This is a genomic window from Gammaproteobacteria bacterium, from assembly GCA_013696315.1.
Taxonomy (GTDB): Bacteria; Pseudomonadota; Gammaproteobacteria; order JACCYU01; family JACCYU01; genus JACCYU01.
In genome coordinates, this window is record JACCYU010000215.1 from 1 (window position 1) to 15,643 (window position 15,643).

Genomic DNA, 15,643 nt, shown 5'->3' on the forward strand with positions numbered 1-15,643 from the left:
CGATCATCATGCGGGCAACTCTCCAGGACAACAGGTCTTTAAGTCCTCCACCAGGCCGCGGAGAACCTCACGCGCCGAGAATAACGGAAGACGACTTACAGAGATATAATCGTCCGGGATGCGACAAGTAAACCTTGCGGCAGCGCGCCGCGCTGAGCGCCAAGCAAACGCGTGTAAATATCGGTGATGAGAGCTCTGCTGACGTGAACGGTTGCACGACCCGCCGGTCATAAGTTTCGGGTATCAGGCTGAATCGGATACGCGGTATACTTAGCAATATACTAAACCCGTCGGAGAAAGATTTAATGGCTATACAACCTATATCGAGCGTAACCAGTTCCGGAACATCCGCTGCACCGCAATCGGTGCTGGCGACCAACAAGGTATTGCGCAACACCTATCTATTGCTGGCGATGACCCTGTTCACCAGCGCGATTACCGCGGGTGTCGCCATGGCGACCAATGCGCCGCCCGTCAACTGGATCCTGATGCTGGCGGTGTTCATCGGCATGCCGTTCGTGATTAATTACCTGCGCGACAGCGTGTGGGCGTTGCCGCTTACATTCGCCTTCACCGCATTCATGGGCTACGTGCTGGGCCCGATCCTCACGCTTTATTTGAGCCTGCCCAACGGCCCGCAGATCGTGATGGCCGCGTTCGGCACCACCGCGGTCGCGTTCGTGGGTCTGTCGGCTTACGCCATCGCCACCCGCAAGGACTTCAGCTTCATGAGCGGCTTCCTGATGGTGGGCCTGCTGGTGGTGCTGGCCGCGATCGTCGCCAACATCTTCCTGCAGATTCCGGCGCTGTCGCTGACCATTTCCGCCGCCGCGGTACTGCTGATGTCCGGCATGATCCTGTTCGACACCAGCCGCATGGTTAACGGCGGCGAGGACAACTACGTGGTCATGACCGTTTCGCTGTTTGCCAACATTTATGTGATGTTTCTGCACCTGCTGAACCTGTTCTCGGCATTCAGCGGCGAAAACTAGGTCGCAACCAAGGCCCGCAATTGCAATCAAAGCCCCGCCGCGGCGGGGCTTTTTTGTGTCCGTTGCTGTTCGTTACACTCTAGCCATAGTGGCAGACAACGGCGTCAGCGTAGCGGTTTACTGCGCGGAACCCGCACGTGCGGCGGAAGGCAAAGCGCTCGCCGCTCGGCTCTCGCTGCCGCTGACCGACACCGGTACGACGCAGGCCGACTTCCTGCTCACCCTGACCGCGCAACGGCTGGAGCTACGGCATCGGGGCCCCTACGCGCCGGGTCCCGTTTACGCCGACTTCGTATCCGGCCAGTTCGGCTATCGCAGAGTCCATGGGCCGGGCGTAAGACAGCTACTGGCGCGCGCGGTCGGGGCCAGGGCCGGTTTCAGACCTTACGTGACAGACGCCACCGCGGGCCTGGGCCGCGACGCTTTTCAGCTGGCGCTGCTGGGTTGCCGCGTGTCCCTGATCGAGCGATCCCCCCTTGTTCACGCCTTACTGGCCGATGGCCTGACGCGGGCTGGGGCCGCGTTTGCGGCGCACGCGGATAGTCTCAAGCGAATGACCCTGGCGTGCGCGGACGCGCAAGTGGTGCTGGAAAACCTCGCGGACACAGTGCGGCCGGATACGGTTTATCTCGACCCGATGTATCCCCACCGGGACCGCTCGGCGCTGAACAGCAAGGACATGCGCGCCCTGCGCGCGCTGGTCGGCGATGATGAAGACGCGCCCACCCTGCTGGCCGCGGCGCTCAAACGCGCCCGGCGGCGCGTGGCGGTAAAGCGGCCGCGCCTGGCGCCGCCGCTCGCGGGACCGCCCCCGACGTTCCAGCTCAAGGGCGCATCGACACGCTACGATGTCTACGTCGCGCACGCCGAGAAGCGTACGGGCTAGTCCCGAAAATTCTCGAACTGCAACGGTTGACCGATCTTCTCCTCGCGCAACATGCCGATCACCTGCTGAAGGTCATCACGGCTCTTGCCGCTGACCCGCAGCTTGTCGCCCTGAATCGTGGTCTGTACCTTGAGCTTTTTGTCCTTGATGATTTTTACGAGCTTGCGCGCCAGCTCCGCGTCAATGCCGCGCCGCAGAGTGACGAGCTGGCGGGCCCGGTTGCCGCTTTCCTCCACCTTGCCTTCCTCCATGCACGCCACGTCCACGCCGCGCCTGGCAAGTTTCTGCGCGAGGATATCCAGCATCTGCTTAAGCTGAAATGCCGCCGGCGCCTGCAAGGTGAGCACGTTGTCCTCGCGCGTGAGGCTTGCATCGAGCCCCTTGAAGTCATAGCGGTTGGCGACCTCACGGCTGGTCTGATCCACCGCGTTGGCGACTTCGTGCAGATCCACCTCGGACACCACATCGAACGTTGGCATGGTCTTGTTACTCCGTACAACCTCGTAGGTTAGACTTAGGTGCGAAGCCTTTATTCGCAAACCATCATGCTTAAAACTTTCGTATTATTCGGCAGCCTGAGCGCCCTGCTGGCGGTGGTGCTGGGCGCGTTTGGCGCGCACGGTTTGAAGCAGCAGCTAAGCCCCGAGATGCTCTCCGTGTATCAGACCGGCGTCGATTACCACATGTGGCACGCGCTGGGTCTGGTTCTGATCGGACTGCTCGGCGCGCATTACAGTGGCAGCGCGCTGCTCACGTGGGCCGGGTGGTTCATGCTGGCCGGTATTATGATTTTTTCAGGCAGCCTGTATATTTTAAGTATCACCGGCGTTCGCTGGCTTGGCGCGATCACGCCCTTCGGCGGCCTGGCGTTCATTGTCGCGTGGGCGCTGTTGATCGTCGCCGTGTGGCGCGCTTGAGGCTTCCGTTCCATTACGTGCCTCATCGCCGCCAAGCGGTCACGCGCTCACGGCTCCAGCACCGCTGTGCCGTTCATGTAGGGGTGCAGAGCCTGCGGAATGTGAATACGGCCTTCAGGATCCTGAAAGTTTTCCATCATCGCTACCAGGGCGCGGCCGACCGCCAGACCGGACCCGTTCAGGGTATGCAGCAATTCGGGCTTGCCGGTATCCGGGTTGCGCCAGCGCGCCTGCATGCGTCGCGCCTGGAAATCGAGAAAATTACTGCACGAACTGATTTCGCGATAACGGTCCTGGCCCGGCAGCCAGACCTCGATGTCGTAGGTTTTGGCCGAGGCAAAACCCAGATCGCCCGCGCACAAAGCCACCACACGATAGGGTAGTTCAAGCGATTTAAGAATTGCCTCCGCGTGGCCGGTCAGCGCTTCCAGCGCAGCCCATGAATCCGCGGGCCGTACGAGCTGCACCAGCTCCACTTTTTCGAATTGGTGCTGGCGGATCATGCCGCGCGTGTCTTTGCCGTAGGAGCCCGCCTCCGAGCGGAAACACGGCGTGTGACAGACATATTTGAGCGGTAATCCAGCGGCCTCGATGATCTGGTCGCGCGCCAGATTGGTGACGGGCACTTCCGCCGTAGGCGTCAGGTAATAACCGCTGTCGCCCGCCAGCCTGAACAGATCGGACTCGAACTTCGGCAACTGGCCGGTGCCGGTCAGGCTCTCGGCGTTGACGATATATGGTACGTAGACTTCCGTATAGCCGTGCGCGCGCGTGTGCATGTCCAGCATGAACTGAGTGAGCCCGCGGTGCAGCCTCGCCAGCCCACCGCGCATTACCACGAAGCGTGAACCGGTGATTCTGCCGGCCGCCTCGAAATCCATGCCGCCCAACCGCGCGCCAAGCTCAACGTGATCGAGCGGATCAAAATCGAACGCGGGCGCTTCGCCCCAGCGTCGAATCTCCAGATTGTCGCCCTCATCGCGGCCCTTCGGCACGGCGTCGTCGGGGAGGTTGGGCGTCGCCAGCAGCACGCGCTGAAGCCGCGCCTGCACGTCGCGCAGGCTTTCTTCGGCGGCCGTGAGCTGTTCGTTCAGGCGCACGACATCCGCGCGCAACGGCTCGATGTCTTCGCCGCGCGCCCTGGCCTCGCCTATGCGCTTCGAACGTGCGTTACGCTGGTTTTGCAGATCCTGCGTGGCGATCTGGGCACGCTTGCGCTCGCTCTCCAGCGCGTTCAGCGCGTCCACGTCGAGCCGGAAGCCGCGCCGCGCAAGCGCCACGGCGGTCGCGTCCAGATCGATCCGCAATCTTTTTGGGTCCAGCATTGAGGTTAGGTCCGCATCGAATCGGCGCCAAAGGTTATCACACGCGCGGCGCCTATCCCGAAAGCTGCCTGCCCATCAGCAGACCGCCCCAGCTCGCGACCAGGCACAACACAAAATTCAGGATAGGGTTCGCCACACCTTTAGCAATTTCACCCTGCTCCAGCAGATTCAGCGTCTCGATGGAAAACGTGGAGAACGTGGTAAAAGCGCCAAGCCCGCCAATGATAATGCCGGCGCGCCACGCGGGGCTTATGTCGAAACGGTCGACCAGCAGCACGCTCAACAGTCCGATCAACAGCGACCCGAGCACGTTGACAGTCAGGGTGCCATAGGGAAATCCGCGCCCGAGCAGCCCATGCACGCCCATCGTGGTCCAGTAGCGCAACAGCGCGCCGCAGGCGGCGATCAGCAATATACGAGACAATGACCCCCGATGGTGCTTGCCGCGCAAGCGTAACCTCGACCGCCGTGGGCATGCAAACCCGCCAGTTACGCTGCTGCGCATAAGAACCCGCTGTTGACCTTCGCCCGTGACTGGGACACGCTATTGGCATCATGAACGACGCGTTACATACGGGTTTACAAACGGGGGCCGCAAAAACAAACGCGGCAACGCTGGCGGCGCGTTTTCGCGCGCTGTTGCCGCCGGAGTCGGTGCTGACAGACGCGGAAGATCTGTGCCCGTACGAATGCGACGGATTATCCGCTTATCGCCGCCTGCCGATGATGGTGTTGATGCCTCACAATGTAGAACAGGTGCAAGACATCATGCGCGTTTGCAGCGAATACAAAGTTCCGGTCGTCGCGCGTGGCGCGGGCACGGGCTTATCCGGCGGCGCGTTGCCGCTCTCCGACGGCGTCTTGCTCAGCCTGGCCAAGTTTAACCAGATCTTGGACGTAGATACTGAAAATCGCTGCGCGACGGTGCAGCCCGGCGTGCGAAATCTCGCCGTCTCGGAAGCCGCAGCACCGTATGGACTCTATTACGCGCCTGATCCCTCCTCGCAGATCGCCTGCTCGATCGGCGGCAACATCGCGGAAAACTCCGGCGGCGTCCATTGCCTTAAATACGGGCTCACGGTGCACAATCTGCTGGCGCTCAAAGTCGTCACCGTCGACGGCGAGTTGCTGACGATTGGATCGAAGGCCTTGGACAGCCCAGGATACGATCTGCTGGCGTTGATGACCGGATCGGAAGGCCTGCTTGGTATTATTGTCGAGGCGACTTTGAAACTGTTGCCAAAGCCCGAATGCGCCAAGGCCATGATGGCGTCTTTCGACAAGGTCGAAGACGCCTGCGCCGCTGTAGGCGGGATCATTGCCGATGGCGTCATACCGGCTGGCCTTGAGATGATGGACAACCCCGCCATCCGCGCCGCTGAGGACTTCGTGCATGCGGGCTATCCGCGTGATGCGGCTGCGATGCTGCTGTGCGAGCTGGACGGCACCTCGCCCGAGGTCGACGAGCAGATCAAGCACGTGCGCGACGTGCTGCAGGCGCATCGTCTGTCCGATCTGCGCATCGCGCAAAATGAGCAGGAGCGAGCCCGCTTCTGGGCGGGGCGCAGGGCCGCGTTTCCGGCTGTGGGCCGGATCTCACCGGATTATTACTGCATGGACGGCACGATTCCGCGCAAACATCTGGCGTTTGTCCTCGCGCGCATGACCGAGCTTTCCGAAGAATATGGTTTGCGCGTGGCCAACGTATTTCACGCCGGTGACGGCAATCTGCATCCGCTGATCCTGTACGACGCCAACGTTCCCGATCAGCTTGAGCGCACGGAAAGCTTTGGCGGCAAGATTCTGGAGTTGTGCATCGAGGTCGGCGGCACCATCACCGGCGAGCACGGCGTGGGCATGGAGAAACTCGACCAGATGTGCGTGCAATTTCGCACTGATGAGATTGACCAGTTTCATGCCGTCAAGGCGGCCTTCGATCCCGAGCGGTTGCTGAATCCCGACAAAGCCGTACCAACCCTGCATCGCTGCGCGGAGTTTGGCCGCATGCACGTGCATCAGCGCCGGCTGCCGCACCCCGATCTTCCTCGCTTCTAAATAATGAAGCCGCAAGACCACTGCGAGGCGTTGCTTGACGCCGTGCGGGACGCTTTCGCCCGTCGCATGGCTTTAAGAATCCACGGCGGCGACACCAAAGCATTTTATGGCCGCGCCACTGATGGCGAGCCGCTCGACGTAAGCCCGCATCGCGGCGTGGTCAATTACGAACCCACCGAACTGGTGCTCACCGCGCGCGCCGGCACTCGGATCGCCGAGATCGAAACCTTACTCGTCGAACAGGGTCAAATGTTGCCTTTCGAGCCGCCCCATTTCGGCGAACACGCCACGATCGGTGGCTGCGTAGCGGCGGGGCTGTCCGGACCCAGGCGCCCGTACGCCGGCGCCGTGCGCGACAATCTGCTCGGTACGGAGATCATCAATGGTCGGGGACAACGGCTTAAGTTTGGCGGCGAGGTGATGAAAAACGTCGCGGGCTACGATCTGTCCAGATTGATGGCCGGTGCGCTCGGCACCCTGGGCGTTTTGTTGCAGGTCTCGTTCAAGGTACTGCCAGAACCCAAGCGCGAGACAACCTTGGTCAAGACGCTCGATGCCGAACGCGCGATCGAAGTCATGAATGAATGGGCCAGATGCCCGCTGCCCGTGTCCGCGACCTGGCACGACGGGCGAGATTTATACGTGCGGCTCGCGGGCGGCGAGTATGCCGTTGAGGCCGCGGCTGAAACCATCGACGGCGACACGGTTGATGACGGCAAGACTTTGTGGCGTCGTGTGCGTGAACAGGTCGCGCCATTTTTTGAAGGTGACCGCCCGTTGTGGCGTGTGTCGGTGCCATCCGCGGCGCCCACGCTCGATATCGACGGCGAGAGCGCCCTGGAGTGGAACGGCGCCTTGCGATGGATCAAGACGCCTGCAAAGGCGGGGCACGTTCAACGAATCGCCGCCGCCGCGGGCGGCCACGCAACCTTGTTTCGCGGCGGCGACCGACGAGGCGAAGTATTTCAACCGTTACCCGCCGCGCTCATGGCGGCGCATCGTCGCTTAAAGCGATCATTGGATCCGGAGGGGCTGTTTAACGCGGGACGGCTTTATCCTGACCTGTAGGAGCGGTTTCAACCGCGATCGATTGCCAACGAATTCTGCCGCTTCGACACCATAAATCTTGTTATCCGCAGCTCGATAGACCATGCAAACCAATCTCGCAGAATTCATTAAACACACTGACCAGGGCAAAGAGGCCGATAGAATTCTTCGCTCCTGCGTGCACTGCGGCTTCTGCAATGCCACCTGCCCGACTTATCAGTTGCTGGGCGACGAACTCGACGGGCCACGCGGGCGCATTTATCTGATCAAAGAAGTCCTGGAGGGAAACACGCCCACTCGCAAGACATTGCTGCATCTGGATCGCTGCCTCACTTGCGTCAATTGTGAGACTACTTGTCCATCCGGTGTTGAGTACGGCAAGCTCGTCGATATCGGACGCGTGCGGGTGGAAGAGCAGGTTGCTCGCCCTTTATTCGAGCGGCTACAGCGCCGAGGATTGCGCTTGGTAATGCCCTACCCGCGCCGCTTCACGCCGCTACTCCGGCTGGGGCAATTATTCCGCCCGCTGTTGCCTTCGGCGCTGAAAAGAAAAATTCCGCCGCGAATCTCAGCCGGCGCCTGGCCGCACACGCAGCACGCACGCAAGATGCTCATTCTAGAAGGGTGCGTACAACCCGCCATCTCGCCTGCAATTAACGCCGCCACCGCGCGCGTGCTGAACCAGCTCGAAATCAGCGTGATCCGCGCTCAGGGCGCGGGCTGCTGCGGCGCCCTCAGCCATCACCTCACTGCCCCGGAGGAAGCCAAGGTTTTCATGCGGCGTAACATCGACGCCTGGTGGCCGCATTTCGAAGCAGACGCGGAAGCCGTCATCATGACCGCCAGCGGCTGCGGCAGCGTGGTAAAGCAATACGGGCGCATTCTTCAAGACGATCCCGACTACAGTGAAAAAGCTGCGAAAGTTTCTGAGCTGACGAAGGATGTAAGCGAGGTACTACGCGACGAAGATACCAGTCGGCTAAGATCCCAAAAGCCGCGAAAGGTCGCGTTTCATCCACCGTGCACCTTGCAGCACGGCCAGCAGATTCAGGGTGTTGTGGAAAACATTCTGTCTGAATTGAATTTCGATCTAACGCCGGTGCCGGACAACCACCTGTGCTGTGGCTCGGCGGGGACGTACTCGATCTTGCAGCGCGACCTTTCGCAGCAACTGTTGACGAATAAACTTGATAATCTTCAAAAGAATGAACCCGAGCTCATCGCTACGGCTAACATCGGCTGCCTGGCGCACATGCAAACCAGGGCGCTGGTGCCGGTAGTACACTGGGTGGAACTGCTGGCTTCTGGCCGCTGAAGTGGGTGCCGGATGTGGCGCAATTGCACCGCTTCGCCAATCGCGTACGAGATCGCTCAGGTACGCCGTTTACATGCACCGCCAACAAAGCTTGTTGTAAAGCCTAATGCTCTTGTGAGCATCGGCCGATGCTCATGCAGGATGCGCCGCGATGGCGACCCAGCTTCCCCGTGCGCGATGCGCCTGCAACGACTGGTCGCACACCAGCAGTAAAGCGCGTTCAATTACCCCGCGAACCATTTAAGCTCGCGTCATGAACTTATTCCAACCGCACCCTGAACGTTACTTGGAAACTTGAATTAGCGTTGAACGTACCCTTTGGATTGACGCGGATTTGACAAACCTGAGAATCCACGCCATTGGCATTGGGCGTTGGCGTATAGCTGAAGGTGGTGCAAGCGGCCGCGTTGGAAAAACTTACGTCGTCGGTCGTATCGGAGAGCGAGGTAAACGTATAGCTCAGACCGCTCGACGGCGCGCCATTGTTAAACGCGATCGGGCCGGAGCCGACCGCGCCCAGATTGGCCACGAACAGATCGCTGTTCGCGGGCACCGAATCGGTCACGAACACCGAATTGGCGTCCACCGCTCCAGAACCGGGATTGTTCACGGTGATCGAATAGTTCACGAACGCGCCGGGGATCGCTTTTGGGTTGACCGCGCCGTTGACGGGGTCCGATAGGGTCTGCGCGGTCTTGGCGACTGTCAGCGACGGGCTGGCGACCGTCAGGATGGCGCTCGCGGCCCCTGCGCTCGTGCCGCCGCTGGTCGTAAGCCCTCCCGCCGCGATCGTATTCGTGTGCGCCCCCGCCACCGTGGCGGTGACGTTCACGGTTATCGCACACGACCCGAGCGCCGGGATCACGCCGTTGCTGAGCCGGATATCCGCATCGCCCGCGCCAAGCGCGCCGCCGCCGTTGTCCTGGAGCGTGCCGCCGCAGCTATTGCCCGTCGTCAGCGGCGAGGCGACGGTGAGCGCGCCCGGGCTGGTCGGAAAGGTATCCGTGAACGCGGCCGCGGTGAAGTTCACGTCGCTCGCGTTGGTCAACGTGATGGTCAACGTGGAGACGCCGCCGGCGCTGATCGTCGCCGGGCTGAACGCCTTGGCGATGGTCGGGCGCACGAAGGTGATCGTGTCGGCCGCGGTGTTGCTGGGTCCCCCTCCACTCGTTGAAGCAGCCGCGCCGCTCACGTTGTTATAAACCCCCGCCGTGGCGCTGGTAACGTTGACCGTGACCGTACACGTGCTATTCGCCGGCCGATCGTTGTTCGTGCCGGTCAGGCCGATGGTGTCGCCGGCGGCGGCGCCGCCGCTCACGCCATTAGCGCCGCCCGCGACGCTATCGCAGTCGCTACTGACGCTGGGTGTGGCGGCGTTTACCAGACCGGCGGGGTAGGTATCGCTAAAGGTAATATTGTCGAGAGCGTTGTTGTTCGGATTGCGTATCGTGAACGTCAGCGCCGAGACGCCGCTAACCCCGAGTTCGTCCAGCACGAATTTCTTGCTGATCACCGGCGGCACTAGCCCTGCCTGCACAGTCAGCGTAGCGGCGGCGTTGCCGCCGCTACCCCCATTTGTCGAGGTCACGTTGCCGGTGGTGTTGGTATACGTCGCGTTCGTCGCGCTCGTCACGCGTACGGTCAACTCGCAGTTGCCGCCGGCCAGGATGCTCGCGCCGGTCAAACCGATCGAGTTGCCGCCGTTCGCGCCGCCGGTCAAAGTTCCGCTGCTGCCCGCCGTGCAGTTCAGGGTCGCGTTGGCCGGATTCCGGTTCACGAGATTCGCCGGATAGGTGTCGGCGACCGCGACTCCGGTCAGCGTGGTAGTGGTACTCGGGTTCGTGACGGTGAGCCTCAGAATCGACGTGCCGCTGGTCTGTATTGTCGCGGGACTGAATGACTTGGCGATCGTCGGCGGCGAATCGGACACCGTCAAGGTCGCGGTATTCGACGGCGCGCCGGGCGTGGGATATTGCGTGGTGGTTACGCCGCTGGTCGTATTGCTATACGTGCCGTTCGCGGCGCTGGTCACCGCCACGGTTATCGTACAACTCCCCGGCGATCCGCCCGGAATCGAGCCACCCGTCACGTTGAAAGTGCTTCCGCCCGCTACCGCCGTCGTCGTGACGCCCGCGCAGGTACCGCCGATGTTCAGCGGCGTCGCGTTCACGAGACCGGCGCTGTAGCTGTCGGTAAAGCTGAGGTTCGTCTGCGCGGTGGCGTTATTGTTGGTCAAGGTAAAGCTAAGCGTGCTTGTCCCATTCGCATTGATTGTCGGCGGCGAAAAAGCCTTGGCGATTGTGGGGTTTTGAGTGATGGTCGTGGTATCGGTCGCGCTGTTGTTGGCCGGCGTCGCGTCGGTCAACCAAGCCGGAACCGCGACACTCGCGGTGTTGCTCAAGGTTCCGGTTGCCAAAGCCGACAGCGCGCCGCTTACGGTGTAGGTCGCGGTCCCGCCTGATGCGAGCGTGGCGGAGGTATTAAGCGTGTTGCCGTTGCCCGAGGCGGCCGCGCAGCTCGATCCGCTACTGGCCGAGCAGGTCCAGGTGACGCCGGTAAGGCTCGCGGGCACGGTGTCGGTCACCGTGCCGGCCACCGGATAACTGCTGCTATTAATAACCTGGATGGTGTAAGTCTGCGCGCTTCCGGCCGAGATGAGGCTGCGGCCGTCGGTCTTGGTGATCGAGAGATCGGGTTGAGGAACGTCTTTGGTGCTCAGATCGGTCAAGGCCGGCATCGCGCCGCTGGCGCCGACCGCGCTTGAGGCGCCGCCCGCGGCGGGGGCGGTATAAAGCCGCGTCTGGCTGGTCAAAGAAAGATAAAGGCCGCCGCTGTTATCGAACGAGATGCCGTTCGCAACGTTGGGTAGCCCCGTGATCGCGCCGACGTTGGCAACGGTATTGGTGGTCAGATTGATGCTCCACAGCCGTACGCTGGTGGCGTCTCCGGCGACGCTTTCTCCGACAAAATCAAGCGTTCCAGCCGCGTTGAAGGCTATGTCGCCGCTACCGGCCACGGGCGGCGTCGTCGCGGGCAAGCTGAGCGCGATTCCGGTGGCGGCGCCGGTGGTCAGATTGAACGTGTAAATCGTGCTGGGCGAGGTGCCCATGCCATAGACAACGCCGGTGCTGGATTGACAGGCCAGGCGGATGATGCTCGGTACGGTCGCACCCGTGGGGCCGATAGCAACCGGTGCTAAGTTCGGGGTGGCGGGATTGAAACGATAGAGCGTGCCATTGGTGCCGCCCGAGACAAAATAAACCGACCCGCTCGAACATTGCGTAAGCGCCGCCGACTGGTTGGTTAGCGGAAATGGCGCGCCGGTATAAAAACGGTAGTGGCGACGCTGTTGGCCGAATCGATGCTATGGATCGCCGCCGCGTTGTTGTTGATGCCGTAAAGATTTACCGCCGCTTGCGGCGCCGGACTCGCGATCACGAGCGCGGCGGTGACCGTGATTTCCGCGAATAATTTTGTCAGTGGGCGTCTGTTCACGGCGTGCTCACGCCATTGGTTTGCGGCGCGCCGGAGTTTCTTGAAGTGGGAGATTGCTCGTCCCCTGAGAACCAGTTCAGCGCGTCGCGCACCGAATTCTGGTCGAAGGCGAATCGGAGCTTGATGTATGGGCCTTGCGAGGTGTAGCCGGCGGTCGAGAAGTCGTCGTCCTCGAAGCCGCGGAAGTTATAGCCTAAGCTCACCCATAGGTTTTTGATCAGGCTTACGCCGATCGTTGGGCCCAGCGAATATTGATAGTTGTTCGCCTGCATCGAATGCAGCAGGCCCATCTGTAAGCCTAGGTCGAAGCGCTCGTTGATGTCGTGCCGGTACTCGCCGTCGAACGCCTGAATCCAGCCCTCGTAGTCCACGCTGTCGAAGCTGTCGAGCACGTACTTGATGCCGTGGTGCAGGGCGAACTGATTGGTGCGATTCGGCAGCCAGTTCAGATTGAGATTGTTGACGGTCTTGCGCGCCCGCACGGTGTCCAGGGTGGTGGCGATTTCCTCGTAGTTGAAATCCAGCCGATCGAGCACGATCCAGTGGCTTTCCACCGGACGATACGCAACCGAAAAACGCAGATCGCCGAGCGTATTCGACGTGCCGTCCAGGCTTTGACCGCTCAGGTATTGACCGCCCAGCTAAAGGCCAAGACCCGGCGTTTGTTGCCGATAGAAGCCGAAGATGGCGCCGAACTGGTCGTCCTGATCCGCGAAGCGGTTTTCGATCCTGGCCGAGGCCGACCATAAATCCTGCGCGTAACTCGCACCGGCCGAGATGGCCGTGAAATCGTTGTTCAAGGTTGTGCCGGAGGCGGTCGTGCCGGACACCGTACCGGAGGCGGGCGGCACGTTCGGATTGAACACGGGCGCGCCCGCTTCGCTGATGGTCTGCGAGCGATCCAGGCCGAAGTCCAGATCGAGATGGTCGGTGACCGCAATGCCCTGGGTCAGTCCCAGATTCCCGAACAGCCGCTGGCCGTCTTCCGCGGTTTGATCCTCCACCGAGGTCGTCACGGTCGCGCGCGACCAGGGCGCGGTGCGCACGCCCACGCGCGTCGACTGCGTGCTGATGTCCTCGCCTTCGGTGAATTCCTGTTCGACGAACGTCAGGGTGCTGGGCGTAATGAGATAATCGGTGCCCAGAATCACCCGTGTCGGATAATCGGGATTGGCGTTGTCGCCCACCGCGAACTCGCCCAGGCCCCGCAGGTTCCAGCGCTTGTCGAAGAACGCGCGCGAGGCGCCGAGGGTGACGAGATCGGATGTGAACGTCTGACCTTCAGTCAGCCGATCTTCCGCATGACGCAGCCCCGCGGAAAGGCTGTACAAATCCTGCTGGTATGTGAATTGCCCGAACGCCACGTCGCGGCGCGCATCGAGAAAGCTGACCTCCTCGCGATAAAGCTGCCCGTCCGCGAACAGATGCTCGGTGAACCGATAGCGCCCATCCACGCCCAGTTTGCTGGTGCCCGCCTCGGTGCCGAGCTGCTGACCGAGACCGAATTCGCTGTCCTGATTGCGCACGTACGCCCGCGTGTCCAGCTTCTCGCCCAGGTGGATGACCTCGGCAAGGTACGCCTCTCCCGATGTCGCCAGTCCGTCGTCATCCGTCCCCGAAGTCGCGAATTCCCCGCGTATCTGCGTCGCGTTGGTCACTTTATAAGTCAGGTCCGCGCCCTGCAGATCGCCGTTGGAGGCGCTTGAATCGCCCTCGTGAATAGCCGACGCGCCGATCTCCAGCCGTTCGTTCAGAAACTTGACGGCGCCGCGCCCGCCGGCGGTCAGCGCTTCGCCCGCGCCGCCTTCGACCTCGTATTCGGCGACGATGTAGATGGGATTGAGGTTCGCGTCGCGGCTGAAGATCGGCTGTTTGAAAAACAAGGTGCCGTCGAAATAATCGATGCTGTAGTCGATAAACCGCGTTAGCTGGCGCTCTTCCAGCACCAGTTCGCTGCGAAAGCGGTCGCGCGTCTGGATGGTGATCCTTTCGCTGTTGATCACCACATCGTTGCGCGACAGGCGATAAAGTCCGGAGGTGCCGTTGCCCAGGATCTCGTCGCGAACGAAGGCGAAATCGGTTTGTGCCGCGAAGGCGTTCAACACGTAACGCTTGCTCAGAAACTCGGTCTTCAGACCCGTCAGGGTGCGGCTGTAACGCGACAGTTCGGTAAAGGTCAGGCCCGTATCGTAATCGCCGAACAACGCGTAGAACTGCTCGCGCTCGATCATGACGTAGAGCTTTTCGCTGCTCGCCGCGTCGAAGCGCTGTTCGGTGACGTCGCCATAGAGCGTGTAAAACTCTTCCGGATCGATGGTCTGGCGCAGGCGCTCATCCGTTTCGGCATCTTTGCCATTGGTGTCGTAGGCAGCTGTCAGCAACCACTTGCCGCGCACCTGGCCCTTGGCGTAGAAGGCGACTCTGCCGTCCTCGTAAAGTTTGTCGTCCACGCCCGCGGCGGCTAGCGCTTCCGCGTTGCCGGACAAGGTGTTGTAGCCCACCGCGCTCTCGCCGAAACCGACCAGAATCCAGTCACGCGGGGCGGGCGCCGATCCAGGCGTCGATCACGTCCTGCTCGGTGTCGATGGCAAGACCCAAAGTAGACTGCGTGACCAGCGGATCGCCCGTCGCGCCCAGGCGCGTGCGGCTCTTGTCTAGATTGAAGCGCAGTTTCGCCCGGCCGGTTTCGGTGGTCGGCTCCAGATATAAACGCGCGATGCCGCCGGGACCGACCTGGTAGTGCGTCGCGCCGCCCTCCAGGTCGAACAATGCGCGTCTTTGCGCCAGGGCGCGCTGCCGGGCGAAATACGGCGGCTCGACCGTGAAATCGCCGACCACGCCTTCGCGCACCGGCTCGCCCCATTGATCGCGAAACCGCACCGCGATCACCGGCGGCGTCTTTCCGTCCGCCACGGCGCGCGAATAGTCCGGCGCGAGTTCGACCGTGACCGGCAAACCCGAGAAGTGGACGTTCTTCACGATGGTCTCGACGACATTGCCGGCGGCGTCCAGGGTCGAAGCCTTTAGCGCGTTCGGACCTTCGATCAGATCCACGCCGCGCCATTGACTCACCGCGATGCGACCTTCCTTGCTCGTGGTCTGCCCGTCGTAGTTGAGCGGTTCGACCGGCTCGCCGTTCAAGGTGAGTGCTAGCCTGTAGCTGGCGTCGTGTTTGATCGCGATCTTGATCGAGGGAATGGCCGGATGAAAGTTGCTGCCCGGCGCCAGCCATTCCAGCTCGGGTGCGGCCTGCGCGAACCAGGCGTCGTCGAGTTCGGGTATGACTTGACGCTTAGGCTCAGGCAACTCCGGCATGGGAGGTGTTACGGCGGGTTCAGGCTCTTCGCGTTGACCACCGCGCCGCTTGCGCTTGGCAAGTTTAAGTTCATCGGGCGTTTTTTCGCGCAGGTAAAAGTCGGCGCGCCACAGCACACCGGCCTGCACGTCTACGAACCGCGCGTACGGCGTGCCCGCGAAGCGCGTGTTGCGCTCGCAGTCGTGAATCGCCAGATCGTCCGGCAGGCTTTCGAGATCGACCTGCACGCGATGCGTGCCGGGCGCCACACCCTCGAAGTGATACATGCCTTTGTCATCCGTGATGACATAGCGGC

At 61.8% G+C, this 15,643-nt stretch carries 14 protein-coding genes; 6 read left to right on the top strand and 8 right to left on the bottom strand.

Annotated elements, in window-relative coordinates:
- Positions 1-305 precede the first annotated feature (305 nt).
- A complete protein-coding gene (locus tag H0V34_12570) occupies positions 306-992 on the top strand; it encodes a Bax inhibitor-1/YccA family protein (GenBank protein ID MBA2492482.1) in 687 nt (228 codons plus the stop codon).
- 88 nt (positions 993-1,080) lie between these two features.
- On the top strand, positions 1,081-1,878 hold the full coding sequence (locus H0V34_12575; GenBank protein MBA2492483.1) for a class I SAM-dependent methyltransferase: 798 nt from the start codon (positions 1,081-1,083) through the stop codon (positions 1,876-1,878).
- Here the strand turns inward: H0V34_12575 and H0V34_12580 are convergent.
- On the bottom strand, positions 1,875-2,357 hold the full coding sequence (locus tag H0V34_12580; GenBank protein MBA2492484.1) for a YajQ family cyclic di-GMP-binding protein: 483 nt from the start codon (positions 2,355-2,357) through the stop codon (positions 1,875-1,877). The two genes, H0V34_12575 and H0V34_12580, sit on opposite strands and share 4 nt — an antisense overlap.
- A 66-nt stretch (positions 2,358-2,423) precedes the next feature.
- Between H0V34_12580 and H0V34_12585 the strand changes: the two genes are divergently transcribed.
- Positions 2,424-2,795 (top strand): DUF423 domain-containing protein, encoded by a 372-nt coding sequence (locus tag H0V34_12585; GenBank protein ID MBA2492485.1) that lies wholly within the window; start codon positions 2,424-2,426, stop codon positions 2,793-2,795.
- Between the two features lie 47 nt (positions 2,796-2,842).
- On the opposite strand, the gene serS is transcribed toward H0V34_12585, so the two are convergent.
- Together serS and crcB are read right to left on the bottom strand one after the other, a co-directional pair.
- A complete protein-coding gene (gene serS, locus H0V34_12590) occupies positions 2,843-4,120 on the bottom strand; it encodes a serine--tRNA ligase (GenBank protein ID MBA2492486.1) in 1,278 nt (425 codons plus the stop codon).
- 52 nt (positions 4,121-4,172) lie between these two features.
- Positions 4,173-4,544, bottom strand: a complete 372-nt coding sequence (crcB, locus tag H0V34_12595; GenBank protein ID MBA2492487.1) for a fluoride efflux transporter CrcB — start codon at positions 4,542-4,544, stop codon at positions 4,173-4,175.
- A 131-nt stretch (positions 4,545-4,675) separates the two neighbouring features.
- Between crcB and H0V34_12600 the strand changes: the two genes are divergently transcribed.
- From H0V34_12600 to glcF, 3 genes are all read left to right on the top strand, one after another.
- On the top strand, positions 4,676-6,175 hold the full coding sequence (locus H0V34_12600; GenBank protein ID MBA2492488.1) for an FAD-binding protein: 1,500 nt from the start codon (positions 4,676-4,678) through the stop codon (positions 6,173-6,175).
- A 3-nt stretch (positions 6,176-6,178) separates the two neighbouring features.
- On the top strand, positions 6,179-7,243 hold the full coding sequence (gene glcE, locus H0V34_12605; protein ID MBA2492489.1) for a glycolate oxidase subunit GlcE: 1,065 nt from the start codon (positions 6,179-6,181) through the stop codon (positions 7,241-7,243).
- Positions 7,244-7,325: 82 nt separating this feature from the next.
- Positions 7,326-8,537, top strand: a complete 1,212-nt coding sequence (glcF, locus tag H0V34_12610; protein MBA2492490.1) for a glycolate oxidase subunit GlcF — start codon at positions 7,326-7,328, stop codon at positions 8,535-8,537.
- Between the two features lie 259 nt (positions 8,538-8,796).
- Here the strand turns inward: glcF and H0V34_12615 are convergent, their stop codons facing one another.
- The 5 genes from H0V34_12615 to H0V34_12635 form a co-directional block, all read right to left on the bottom strand.
- Positions 8,797-11,646 carry a hypothetical protein gene (locus H0V34_12615; GenBank protein ID MBA2492491.1) on the bottom strand — a complete coding sequence of 950 codons (2,850 nt, stop codon included), beginning with the start codon at positions 11,644-11,646 and terminating at the stop codon, positions 8,797-8,799.
- A 194-nt stretch (positions 11,647-11,840) separates the two neighbouring features.
- Positions 11,841-12,032, bottom strand: coding sequence for a hypothetical protein (locus H0V34_12620; GenBank protein MBA2492492.1), 192 nt, complete (start codon positions 12,030-12,032; stop codon positions 11,841-11,843).
- Entirely contained in the window at positions 12,029-12,586 is a 558-nt protein-coding gene (locus H0V34_12625; GenBank protein ID MBA2492493.1) for a hypothetical protein, read from the bottom strand. Before H0V34_12625 ends, H0V34_12620 begins: the two co-directional genes overlap by 4 nt.
- An 87-nt stretch (positions 12,587-12,673) precedes the next feature.
- Positions 12,674-14,533, bottom strand: coding sequence for a hypothetical protein (locus H0V34_12630; GenBank protein MBA2492494.1), 1,860 nt, complete (start codon positions 14,531-14,533; stop codon positions 12,674-12,676).
- Between the two features lie 31 nt (positions 14,534-14,564).
- Positions 14,565-15,643 (bottom strand): hypothetical protein (locus H0V34_12635; GenBank protein MBA2492495.1); only part of this gene is annotated, 1,079 nt, incomplete at its 5' end.